At 72.7% G+C, this 11,669-nt stretch carries 8 protein-coding genes; 6 read left to right on the top strand and 2 right to left on the bottom strand.

The window, feature by feature from the left end; genetic code table 11:
• Positions 1–70: 70 nt before the first annotated feature.
• Together ACFWZ2_RS24655 and ACFWZ2_RS24650 are read right to left on the bottom strand one after the other, a co-directional pair.
• Entirely contained in the window at positions 71–1,426 is a 1,356-nt protein-coding gene (locus tag ACFWZ2_RS24655; RefSeq protein WP_384549064.1) for a helix-turn-helix domain-containing protein, read from the bottom strand.
• The gene (locus tag ACFWZ2_RS24650; protein ID WP_384549062.1) at positions 1,427–1,579 is read right to left on the bottom strand and encodes a hypothetical protein; all 153 of its coding nucleotides are present in this window, start codon (positions 1,577–1,579) and stop codon (positions 1,427–1,429) included.
• Between the two features lie 226 nt (positions 1,580–1,805).
• On the opposite strand from ACFWZ2_RS24650, the gene ACFWZ2_RS24645 reads away from it, so the two are divergent.
• The 6 genes from ACFWZ2_RS24645 to ACFWZ2_RS24620 all read left to right on the top strand — a co-directional run bounded on the left by ACFWZ2_RS24645 (position 1,806) and on the right by ACFWZ2_RS24620 (position 11,656).
• Positions 1,806–2,840, top strand: a complete 1,035-nt coding sequence (locus tag ACFWZ2_RS24645; protein ID WP_384549060.1) for a DUF3068 domain-containing protein — start codon at positions 1,806–1,808, stop codon at positions 2,838–2,840.
• Between the two features lie 276 nt (positions 2,841–3,116).
• Positions 3,117–4,283, top strand: a complete 1,167-nt coding sequence (locus ACFWZ2_RS24640; protein ID WP_384549058.1) for a glycosyltransferase family 4 protein — start codon at positions 3,117–3,119, stop codon at positions 4,281–4,283.
• Positions 4,280–5,020, top strand: a complete 741-nt coding sequence (locus ACFWZ2_RS24635) for a class I SAM-dependent methyltransferase (protein ID WP_384549056.1) — start codon at positions 4,280–4,282, stop codon at positions 5,018–5,020. The genes ACFWZ2_RS24640 and ACFWZ2_RS24635 overlap by 4 nt, the downstream gene beginning before the upstream one ends.
• Positions 5,017–9,477, top strand: a complete 4,461-nt coding sequence (locus ACFWZ2_RS24630; RefSeq protein WP_384549054.1) for an alpha-(1->3)-arabinofuranosyltransferase family protein — start codon at positions 5,017–5,019, stop codon at positions 9,475–9,477. The genes ACFWZ2_RS24635 and ACFWZ2_RS24630 overlap by 4 nt, the downstream gene beginning before the upstream one ends.
• Positions 9,474–10,907 (top strand): condensation protein, encoded by a 1,434-nt coding sequence (locus tag ACFWZ2_RS24625; RefSeq protein WP_384549052.1) that lies wholly within the window; start codon positions 9,474–9,476, stop codon positions 10,905–10,907. Before ACFWZ2_RS24630 ends, ACFWZ2_RS24625 begins: the two co-directional genes overlap by 4 nt.
• Positions 10,904–11,656 carry a class I SAM-dependent methyltransferase gene (locus tag ACFWZ2_RS24620; protein ID WP_384549050.1) on the top strand — a complete coding sequence of 251 codons (753 nt, stop codon included), beginning with the start codon at positions 10,904–10,906 and terminating at the stop codon, positions 11,654–11,656. Before ACFWZ2_RS24625 ends, ACFWZ2_RS24620 begins: the two co-directional genes overlap by 4 nt.
• Positions 11,657–11,669 lie beyond the last annotated feature (13 nt).

The raw sequence follows: 11,669 nt of genomic DNA, 5'->3' as shown, positions 1-11,669 counted from the left end.
GATCCAGGCAGACGCGACTGCGGCTTTTTCTGTGGTTGCTCGCGCAGTTCCCCGCGCCCCTTACGGGGCGCTACGCCCGGCCCAACTGCCCCCTCAAGCGACGCGCCCTCAGCACCAGTTCCAGCTCGAAGCGGCGGTCCGGGTCGTCGACCTCGTCGCCCCACAGCTCCCTGATCTGGCGCAGGCGGTAGCGGACGGTCTGGGGGTGGACGCCCAGGCGGGCCGCCACCTCGGGGGCGCCGCCGCGGGTTTCCAGCCAGGCGAGGAGCGTCTCGGCCAGGCGGCGGCCGTGGGCGGGGCCGCAGTGCGCGAGGGGGGCGAGGCAGCGGCGGGCCAGGTCCTCGATGAGTTCCTCGGGCTGGAGGAGGACGAGCGCCTCGGTGTGCTCGGTGCAGTGCAGGACCTCGCCCGTGGGCAGCAGGCCGCGTTCCATGAGGCGTACCGCCGCCTCGGCCCAGCGCAGCGACTTCGCGGCGTCGGCGAGCGGCACGGGCGGGCCGATGGCGCCCGACCAGCCGGCCATGGCGCGGCGCAGCAGCTCGGGGCGGCCCGCGGCGTCCGGGTCGGGCACGACCATGCGGGGCTGCTCGGCCTCCATGTCGAGCAGGACGCCCTGTCCGACGGCGGGTGCGACGGCCTCGCGCGCGGGGCGCAGCAGGACGCCCACGGCGACGCGTTCGGGCAGTTGCCAGCCGACGCGTGCGGCGCGCTCGCCGAGTCCGTTGCCGAGGGCCCCGTGCGCCGATCCCGCCGCGGGCCCTTGTCCCTGCCGCGCGCCGGGGAGGGGGGCCGCACCGGCTCCCTGGACCGGTCCGCCCCCGCCGTCGGGGCGCCGCTCCGTGAGCAGCAGTTCCATCAACTTCCGTTGCAGGCGCAGCCGTTCGCCCGCCTCGCGCGCCGCGGCCTCGGCGTATCCGCGTACGGACTGGTCGACGAGGCCGTCCAGGTACTCGAAGCCCGACTCGGCGAGTTCGTACATGGCGGGCGGCGGGATCTCGATCTGCTGGCCGATCTCGGCGAGGCGGCGCCAGGCCAGGCGCACGCCGAGCCTATAGATCGCCTGGAGCGAGTCGAGGCTGCGCCCGTGCAGTCCCTCGCCGCGGCCGAACTCCTGGAAGACCTCCAGGTGGTAGCGGGGGCGCCCCTCCTGAGATGCGATCTCCTTGACGAAGCCTTCGAGGGCGCGGCGGATGCCGATGAGTGCCATCGGTTCGCCGGAGTCGTCGAGGACGACGGGCAGGCCCGGGTACTCGGCGCGGATCTCGCGCAGGATGTCCTGGGCGAGCGCGGGCACCTCCTCCATGGCGAGCGCGGCGAACTGCCGCACCTGCACGGGCGGCACGTCGCGCCAGGCGGAGCGGCCCGCGCCGCAGTCCTGGCCGTCGGCGGCGTGCACGGTCTCGGTGTCGGTCGCGGCCACGGTCATTCACTGCCCCCGTGCGGGGGTCTCGTAGTGCACCAGTGGCGTATTGGGCTGGTCCGGCGTGGCGTTGAGGAGCGCGACGACTCCGAGCGCGGCGCCCACGGCGAGCAGCGCCCCGGCGGCGACGGTGAGTGAAGCGGCGAGCAGTCGGTGCATGCGAGGGTCAGCCTCTCGGTCGGAGGTCGTCCCCACCCTGGTCACACGGTCCTGGTGTGCGCCCGGCCGTGTCGTTCGCGGTCCTGGTCGCACGGTGCGTGCCGGGCCCCGTCCGGCAAGTGCCCAGTCTCTGCAATCCATTGACACTGCGTCAAGGGTGCGCCTACGGTTCCCGGCCCATACGGCTCGGTAACACTCTCCCGCCCTCAGCCCAGGAGTGACCCCCATGCGCCGCACCGCTTCGCCGCTCTCCCTGATCCTCCTCGGTCTTGGCGCATTCCTTCTGGTCCTCGCACCGATGCTCGCCTGGTACGTGGAGCCACGCGCGAAACGCACCCCGATCGACATCGACGTGATCACCGTGTTCAAGGGCAAGGGGAGTTACTTCGACACGGAGAAGATCAAGACGGTCCACGACAAGGACCTCACGATCACCCGGCAGGTCCGCGGCGACGTCGCGGACAGCGAGGACAGCGGGCGCGCGATCTGGGACGTGTCCACGTCCGTGGATCCCGACTCCTCGCTGCCCGCGGCCGATCCGCACGACTCGCTGCAGTGGACGCTGGAGCGCTGGGTCACCGACCGCAAGACCAACGCGCCGGTGCACTGCTGCGGCGAGGAGCCGTACTTCGAGGGCGAGGCGTACCTGAAGTTCCCCTTCGACCTGGAGAAGCGGTCCTACCGCTGGTGGGACAACACGCTGGGGGCGACGGTGCCGCTCGCCTACCGGGGCACCAAGAAGATCCAGGGCCACGAGGGTTACCGCTTCACCGGCTCCGTGAAGGCCACCAAGACGGGCACGCGCCAGGTGCCGGGGCGGCTGGTCGGGCAGCCGAGGAAGAGCCAGGTGATGGCCGACGAGTACTACGCCAACCACGCCATCGAACTCGTCGCGGACCAGCGCACCGGCCGGATCCTCTACGCCGCGATCGGGCCGCGCAAGACCCTGCGCGCGCCGGGCTCCGACAAGGACTCGACGGTGCTGCTCGACAGCGAGCGGATCGCGTTCACACCGGCCACGCAGAAGGCCCAGGTGAAGCTCGCCGACGACGACAACACCCGCCTTGAACTGGTCGGCGAGACGCTTCCGCTGATCACGGTGGGCCTCGGCGCGGTGCTCGCGCTGGCCGGAATCGTCCTGGTCGTGCGGGGGCGGGGCGACGACGGGGCAAACGGTCCTGGAAGGGACGGTGAAGCGGCGGAGTCGGGCAGTCCGAATCCTGATACGTCCCCAACCGCCCTGCAACGCACCACGATGTGATGAGACGTCAGCTCCTAAAAGCCCGGAAATTGTCACCTCCGTGAGTAGCCGCGCCGAACGCGGCGGCGAAAACTGTCCACCCCACCCGAGCACAGTCCGCGCACCGCCCCGCACAGGCCGAGCAGAGCACTTCCGCAGAACCACCCCCACGGTTTCGCGGCCCGCCCGGCAGCACGGCCCGGCAGCACGAGAAGCAGTGCCGGGCACCAGCACCGCAGGACCGTTCCGCCCGACCGCCCCCCACAGTTCCGCACCCTGAGACGAGTTGGAGCACGTATGCCCCAGCACGTACCGTCCTCGCTGCGCGCGGCCTCCCCACGCCGCGCGGAGCGCCTTCCCGCGCCTCCCCCACAACCGCGCAGGATCGTCTTCCTCGCCCACCGCGACCTCGGCAATCCGGCCGCGGGCGGCTCCGAACTCCTCGTCGACCGGCTCGCCGACGGGCTCAGCAAGCAGGGCCACCAGGTCACCCTGCTGTGCGGGGGTCCCGCCGCCTACCGCGACTACCGCGTGGTCTCCGCGGGCGGCGACCTCGGCCACTATCTGCGGGCGCGCTCCGCCTTCGCCCGGCAGGTGGGCGACTGCGACCTGCTCGTCGAGGTCTGCAACGGCATGCCGTACCTGGCGCCGCTGTGGCACCGCGGCCCCACCCTCTGTCTGGTCAACCACGTCCACACCGACCTGTGGGGGATGCGCTTCCAGGGCGCGCTCGCCCCCGCGGCCAGGCTCGGCCGAAGACTTGAGCACTGGGCGCTCTCGGGCGCGCAGCGCGGCAATCTCCTGGTGGCCGTATCGCCGTCGACGGCCACCGCCCTGCGGGCGATCGGGGTCGAGCGGGAGCGGATCCGCATCGTGCCCAACGGCGTCGAGGAGCCGGGACCGCTGCACGCCCGCTCCGACGAGCCGATGTTCCTCGCGATGGGGCGCCTCGTCGAGTACAAGCGGATCGATCTGCTCCTGCGGCTGTGGGAGCGAGTCAGGCCGGTCACGGGCGGCCGGCTCGTGATCGTGGGAGACGGGCCCGAGCGCGACCGCCTCGAACAACTGGCGGGTCCCGGCGTGGAGTTCAGGGGCCGTGTCTCCGAGGCGGAGAAGCACCGGCTGCTCTGTGAGGCCTGGCTGCTGCTCCACCCGTCGGCCGTGGAGGGCTGGGGCCTGGTCATCACCGAGGCGGCGACGCGCTCGACACCCTCGATCGGCTTCGACGTCCCCGGCGTACGCGACGCCATAGAGGACGGCGTCACCGGCCTGCTGGCCCGCGGCGAGAGCTCGTTCGCCGCCGCGTGGTGCACCCTGGCACTGAGCACCGAGCGGCGCGAGACCTTCGGCAAGGCCGCGGGCGAGCGTGCCGCGCAGTTCCGCTGGTCCCATACGGTCCGGCAGTTCCAGGCGGTGGCGATGGAGGCCGTCGCGCTGGCGCAGGCACCCCAGGGGTCTGCGTGAAGGACCCCTCGCTGCGGCGCTCCGTCACCCTCTTCCGGGCCTTCCTGCGCGAACAGCGGGATCCGGAGCACTGCTACACCCTGCTCGCCCGCGACGCCGCCGACCAGGTCGAGGCGTACGTGCCGGTGAAGGGCCGGGTCGTCGTCGATGTCGGCGGCGGTGGCGGCTACTTCACCGAGGAGTTCCGGCGGCGCGGCGCGCAGGCCTTTCTCTTCGAGCCGGACCTCGCGGAGATGGCAGCGCCGTCGGCAAAGGGCAGCGCCAAGCCGCCCGAGGGGTCGGTCGTCGCGGACGGCTATCTGCTGCCGCTGGCGGACGGCGTCGCCGACGTCACGTTCTCCTCGAACGTCCTGGAGCACGTCGACGACCCGCAGACGTTCCTGAGCGAGCTGGTCAGGGTCACCCGGCCGGGCGGCCTGATCTATGTCTCGTTCACCAACTGGCTCTCCCCGTGGGGCGGTCACGAGTGGGCGCCCTGGCACTACCTGGGCGCCGAACGGGCCCGCGCCCGCTATCAACGACGTACCGGCAAGGCCGCCAAGCACACTCTCGGCGAGAACCTCTACGCCCACCACGTCGGAGCGACCCTGCGCCAGGTGCGGGCCCGCGACGACGTGGACGTGGTGTCGGCACGCTCCCGCTACTGGCCGTTCCTGGCCGGTGCCATCACCAAGGTGCCGGGCGTGCGCGAGTTCGCCACCTGGAACCTCCTCCTCATCCTCAGGCGGTGTCCATGACCACGGTCCAGGCCCCACCCCCGGCGGCCGTCACACCCACGGCCGAAGCGCCCGAACCCTCGGGCGGTCCGCGCTCGCGGCGCTGGCTCCTGGGGTTCTGGGCCGTGGTGTTCGTGCTGTTCCTCGCGGTGAAACCGGGACGGATGACGTTCGACACCAAGCTCGGTGTCGCCGTCGACCCCTGGCAGTTCCTCTCCGACCTCGGCCAGCTGTGGCACGACAGGGGCGGCTTCGGCGGGATCCAGGACCAGTACGTCGGCTACACGTTCCCGATGCTGCCGTTCTACGGCCTTGCGAAGATCGTGCAGCTGCCGGTGTGGCTCGCCGAACGGCTCTGGCTCTCGCTGATCGTGGCGACGGCCTTCTGGGGCGCGCTGCGCCTCGCCGAACGCCTGGGCATCGGCAGCCGCCCCAGCCGGCTGCTCGGCGCGGTCGCGTACGCGCTGTGGCCGACGTTCACCGTCGTCGTCGGCTCGACGTCGGCGGCCGCGCTGCCCGGCGCGTTCCTTCCCTGGGTGCTGCTCCCGCTCACCGACGAGCGGATCAGCGCCCGCCTCGCGGCCTGCCGCTCGGCGCTGATCATCCCGTTCATGGGCGGCGTGAACGCGGCGGCGACCCTCGCCTCGCTGCTGCCCGTGGGCCTCTATCTGCTCTCCCGGCCGAACGGACCGCGCAAACGCAAACTGATCACCTGGTGGGTGCCGGGCGTCGTCCTGGCCACGGCCTGGTGGGTCGTCCCGCTCCTGATGCTCGGCATCTACGGCGAGAACTTCCTTCCGTACGTGGAGAATTCGGCCACCACGACGGGCACGATGTCGGCCACCGAGACGCTGCGCGGCGCCGGCAACTGGGTCGCGTATCTGCACTTCGGCGAGGCGTGGCTGCCCGCGGGCTGGACGGTGGCGACGGCCGTCGTCACGATCGTCTGCTCGGCGCTCGCGGCCGCCATCGGCCTCGCGGGCCTGGCCCGCCGCGACCTGCCGGAGCGCCGCTGGCTGGTCCTGACGGTGCTCTCCGTCGTCCTGATCACCCTCGCCGGATACGGCGGGGCGTTCGGCGCCCCCTTCCACGGGACGGTGCAGTCCTGGCTGAACGGCGGGCTCGTCCCGTTCCGCAACATCTACAAGTTCCAGACGGGCCTGGCCCTCGCACTCGTCCTCGGCCTGATGCACCTGGTCGGCGTCGCCGCCCAGGCCCGCGGCGCGCGCCCGGTGCGCGGCCGCCGCTACGCGCCGCTGATCGCCGCGGTCCTCGTGCTGCCCGGCCTCGCCTGGCCGTACCTCAACGGCTCGATCCTGCAGCCGGGTTCGTTCCAGAAGCTCCCCACGTACTGGCAGACCACGGCCGACTGGCTGGAGAAGTACTCCCCCGACTCGCGCGCCCTCGTCGTGCCCGCCACCGCGCACGGCATCTACACCTGGGGCTCGCCCATCGACCAGCCCCTCGACGTGCTCGCCGAGTCCCGCTGGGCGCAGCGCGACTACGTGCCGTTCGGCACGCCGGGCAACCGCCGCGCCATGGACGCGGTCGAGCAGGCCCTTGCGACCGGCGCCGAAGTGCCGGGCCTGCGCGACTACTTGACCCGCGCGGGCCTGTACTACGTCGTCGTACGCAACGACCTCGACCCCGACCAGATCGGCCATGTCCCGACCGCGACCGTCAAGCGCACGCTTGAGGAGTCGGGGTTCCGCCGCGTCACGGGCTTCGGCCCGACCGAGACCGACGGGAAGATCGCCGACGACACCCCGGTCCAGGTGGAGGGCCTCTACCCGCGCCAGCGCGCCGTGGAGATCTACGCCCCGGGATCCGGCGCCGAGCGCCCCGGCCAGGCGGGCCTGAAGCCGGTGTCCAACACGGCGGTGGTCAGCGGCGGCCCCGAGTCCCTGCTGCCGCTCTCCGCCGACCCCGCGATGCGCGACCGCCCGACGGTCCTGACCGGCGACAACCACCCCGGGATCGGCACGCCGGGGCTGCAGGCGGTCGGTGACGGCCTGCGCCGCGCCGACACGCGCTTCGGCCTGGTCAACTCCAATACGTCGTACACGTACACCCGCAGCGAGCGGAACGCCGTCGACGCCCTCCAGGATCCCGGCAAGAAGCCGCACCAGATCCTGCCCACCAAGGGCATCGAGCACCAGACGACGGCGGAGCTGCGCGGCGCGAAGTCCGTGACGGCCTCGTCCTACGGCAACTGGCTCTTCCATCTGCCGCAGTACGACCCGGTGAACGCCTTCGACGGCAACCCGGCCACGGCCTGGGCGGAGGGCAACGCCGGTTCGGCGAAGGGGGAATGGCTCAAGGCCGAGTTCAACTCCGCGATCTCCGTGCCGTCCTCGTTCCGCGTCACCCCGCTGCCCCAGGAAGGCGTGCGCGCGGCGCCCACCCGGGTGCGCGTGGAGACCAGCAAGGGCAGCGCCACGAGCAACCTCCAGCCCAACGGCCTGACCCAGCGCATCAAGGCCCCCGCGGGCGCCACGGACTGGATCAAGATCACGATCCTGGACACCCAGAAGGCCCGCCCCGGCCTGACGGGCGCGGGCTTCGCCGAGATCAGCATCCCCGACGTACGGATCACCAAGCTCCTCCAACTCCCCACGGACGCCGAGAAGTCGACCTCCGCGGCCACCACCTACTCCCTGCACCGCTCCGCCGACCCCGGCGCCCTCTCACCGGTGAACACCGAGTCGGGCCTGCACCGCCGCTTCACGACACCGGCCGACGGCTCGTACCGCGTGAAGGCGAGCGCGGTGGCCCTGCCGGGCGACGAACTGGACGAGCTGCTCTACAAGGTGGCCCCCGAACAACAGCAGCAGATCATCGCGACGTCGGACTCCACCGCCAAGCTGGGCGGCGACCTGTCCCCGCGCAACCTCACGGACGGCGACCTCACGACGGGCTGGATCGCGGGCTCCGACAACCGCCCGGTGATCCACCTCAAGTGGCCCGGCAAACAGCCGGTCGGCGAGATCGTGCTGCCCGCGGCGGGCGGCCTCTCCACCCGCCCCCAGAAGATCGAGATCAGCTCGCCGGACGGCGCGGCGACCGCGGGCGTCGACGAGAACGGCAACGCCCGCTTCGCCCCGATCACCACGGACGAGATGGACATCACCATCACGGAGACGGCGCCGCTCACGGTGCACAACCCGGTGGCGGACGACAACCTCCAGCTCCCCGTGGGCCTGACCGAGGTCTACATCCCGGCCCTGGACAAGTACCGCACCCCCCGGCCCGACCCCACCGACACCTTCAGCCTGCCCTGCGGCCAGGGCCCGACGATGTCGATCGACGGCGAACTGTTCGAGACGAGCGCCAAGGGCAAGGTCCGCGACCTCACCGACCGCCGCCCCATCGACATCACGCTCTGCCAGGAGGGCAAGAAGAACCCCGTCACCCGCCTCGACGCGGGAGCGCACAGCGTGGAGACCGGCGACGCGGGCCCGCTCGTCGTCATGGACGCGTCCCTCACCCGCGGCACCCCGGGACGGCCCGACAAGGCGTCCCGTGACCTGGAGGTCGACGACTGGCTCGGCGACCGCCGCGAACTGAAGGTCGGCGCGGGAGCGGCCTCGTACCTCACGACGTACGAGAACGTGAACGACGGCTGGAAGGCCACGCTCAACGGCAAGGAGCTGACCTCCCTGCGCCTGGACGGCTGGCAGCAGGGCTGGCTGGTCCCCAAGGGCGAGGGCGGCACGATCAAACTCACCTACGAGCCGTCGCAGACCTACGAGATCGGCCTGATCCTGGCCGGAGTCGGCGTCCTCGCCCTGATCGGCCTGGCCTTCGTCCGCCGCCGCGACCCCAACCCGGACGGTCCCACGCCCGCCCCGCCCGCGCCCGGCCCCCTCCTCGGCACGGTGGCCCTCACGCTGATCGCCGCGGTCGTCGCGGGCCCCTTCGCCCTCCTGGTCCCGGCCCTCGCCCTGCTCGCCTGGCGCCGCCACGCCCTGCTCGTGCCGATCGCCTTCCTGGCGATGGCGGGAGCGGGCATCGCGGCGGCGACCGGTGCGGGCGGGTCCATCACGGACGACGAGGGGGCGTTCGGTCCGGCGGCCCAACTCCTCGCGCTCATCGCCCTGTTCGCGGCGCTGGTCACGGTGCGGGAGGAGACACCGTCCCGCGCCGCGGATACGTTGGAGTACGGCCCTGGAGGCCCCGAAGGTCCAGAAGGCCGCGAAGGCCCCGGCGGCCCGGCGCCCGAGCCCCCTCCGTACGCCCCGTCGGGACCCTCCACCGCCACCCTGCCCCTGGGCCCCGACCGGGACCTGGGCACCCAGCCACCACCCCCGCTCCCCCAGCGCAAACGGGGCGACAACGGCCCGGCGGGCCCCACGGTCTCGGCCCGGGGCCCGGCCTCCGCCCAACCCGAACCGGCCCCACCGGGCCGGGCCACGATCCGCTTCCCGCGCCGCAGGCAACGGACGGCGACCACCAGGACGACGGGGAAGGACACATGACCGCACTCGACCACCCGGCACGCCACGCGGAAGATCCCGAACGCCCGCCCACACGCGTGCCGTTCCCCGTGGTCGACGAGGTCTCCCGGCACTGTCTCCAGGAAGAGGAACCCGAGACCGTCCACATCGAGGTCCATCTGCCGGGCACCCCGGACCCGGACCGCCTCCGCGCCGCCTTCCACGAGGCCCTGCGCCGTCACCCGCGCATCCTCATGCGCGAGGCCCGGGGCCCGTGGTACCGCCGCCGCTACGAGTGGGAACTGACCCCGGCACCGGACACCGAGCCGGTCACCTTCCCGCCCCCGGAGCCGGACGCACTGAAACGGGCCCGCGAACGCGCCCTGTCGTCGGCGCCCCCGCTCGCGGCATCACCGCCCATCCGCCTGGAAGTCGTGGCGGCCGAACCCCCACCGGCGGCCGGATCCGCCCCGGAGGCGGCGGAGAGCGGGCGCGCGGAGGACCGGGGATCCGTCCTCTTCCTCACGATCAACCACACGGCCCTGGACGGCCCGGCGTGCCTGCGCGTCCTGGCCACGGCCGCCGAACTCTACGGCGGCAAGGACAACTCCCCGGCGGCGCCACCCTCCCGCACCCCCGACACCAACACCCAGGAGCAGCCGCCCCCACCGCCTGACACGCCCTCCGGCTGGTCCCCGCCCGCACGAGTCGCCAAGGGCTCCCCGGAGCCTTCCCCAAGCTCTCAACTACGTTCGAGCAGGGGAGACCCCATTCCCGGCAACAGCATGCTCGTGGCGGAGCTTCCCGTCCCCCGCCGCCCCAAGGGCTCCCCCTTCACCGTCAACGACCAGCTCATGGTCGCCACGGCCCTGATGATCGCCCACTGGAACCGCGAACACGGCGCCGCCCCGCGCCCGTTCCGCATCACGATGCCCGTGGACGACAGGCCCCGCGACGCCACCATGCCGATCGGAAACGGCACACGCCTGGTCGAAGTGCCGTTCGCCGCCGCGGAGTTGTCGGCGCACGACTGGACGCCGGAGTCGATCCGCGACCTCCTGCGCCGCACCTCCGACCGCACCCGCGCCCTCAAGGCCCTGTCCCGCCCCCAACTCGGCCACGGCGCCGCGCTCCTCACCGCTCCCGTCCTCCCCGTCACCTTCCGGGCGGCCCTCACCAGGGGCCTGCGCCGGGCGGCCGCACCCTGGACGTCGACCACGCTCCTGAGCAACATCGGCCGTGTTCCGTACGCCCTGGACTTCGGCGACGCGGGCCGCGCGCACGCCGTGTGGTTCTCCGCGCCCGCCCGCCTCCCCCGGGGCCTCACCGTGACGACCGCGTCCACCGCGGGCCGTCTGCACCTGGCCCTGCGCTGGTCGAAGACGCTGCTGAGCCACGGCGACGGCGCCCATCTACGCGACCTCTTCGAGCACTATCTGCATGCGACGGAACACACCGAGGAGGGCCGGTGACACCAGTGACAGCGGCAGCCACGAGGCGCCCCGCGGGCCTGCGCGACTTCTACGAGAACCCGTCGGTCCCGGTCGCGTCGGGCGCGGCCCGCAGCCTGCGCCAGGCCCGCATCCTGGCCACCGCGCTCGGCCCCGCCACCTCCCGTGCCACTCCCGCCACCATCCTGGACATCGGCTGCGGCGACGGCACGGCCGCGGCCACCGCCGCCCCCCTTCTGGCGGGCCACCGCGTCATCGGCGTCGACTGGTCCCAGGACGCGCTGCGGCGGGCGAACGCCCACCTCTCCCATGTCGTACGGGGCGAACTCACCGACGGCGGGCTGCCGTTCGCGACCGGGGCGGCCGACGCCGTCCTGTTCAGCGAGGTGATCGAGCACCTGGTCGACCCGGACAGCGCGCTCGACGAACTGCGCAGGGTCCTCGCGCCGGGCGGGCACCTCATGCTGTCCACCCCGAACCTCGCCGCCTGGTACAACCGCGGCCTGCTCCTGGCCGGCGTCCAGCCCGTCTTCTCCGAGGTGAGCCTGCGCGGCATCCACGGCCGCCCGGGCACGGAGGTCGTGGGCCATCTGCGGCTGTACACGGCCCGCGCGCTGCGGGAGTTCGTGACGGCGGCCGGCTTCGACGTGGTCCGTGTCAGCGGCGCGCCCTTCCACGGCGTGCCACGCCCGCTGCGCGCTCTTGACCGGCTGGCCTGCGCCGTGCCGAGCGCCGCCTCGATCCTGCTGCTGCACGCCCGAAGGACTTGAGCCCCATGTGGTG

This window comes from Streptomyces sp. NPDC059002 (assembly GCF_042740435.1).
Classification (GTDB): domain Bacteria; phylum Actinomycetota; class Actinomycetes; order Streptomycetales; family Streptomycetaceae; genus Streptomyces.
The sequence above is the reverse complement of the archived record's forward strand: the minus strand, read 5'-3'. Positions and strand labels throughout refer to the sequence as shown.

Coding starts and splice junctions, on each gene's coding strand:
- ACFWZ2_RS24645 (WP_384549060.1), top strand. CDS start 1,806: ATGCGCCGCACCGCTTCGCCGCTCTCCCTGATCCTCCTCGGTCTTGGC.
- ACFWZ2_RS24640 (WP_384549058.1), top strand. CDS start 3,117: ATGCCCCAGCACGTACCGTCCTCGCTGCGCGCGGCCTCCCCACGCCGC.
- ACFWZ2_RS24655 (WP_384549064.1), bottom strand. CDS start 1,426: ATGACCGTGGCCGCGACCGACACCGAGACCGTGCACGCCGCCGACGGC.
- ACFWZ2_RS24650 (WP_384549062.1), bottom strand. CDS start 1,579: ATGCACCGACTGCTCGCCGCTTCACTCACCGTCGCCGCCGGGGCGCTG.
- ACFWZ2_RS24630 (WP_384549054.1), top strand. CDS start 5,017: ATGACCACGGTCCAGGCCCCACCCCCGGCGGCCGTCACACCCACGGCC.
- ACFWZ2_RS24625 (WP_384549052.1), top strand. CDS start 9,474: ATGACCGCACTCGACCACCCGGCACGCCACGCGGAAGATCCCGAACGC.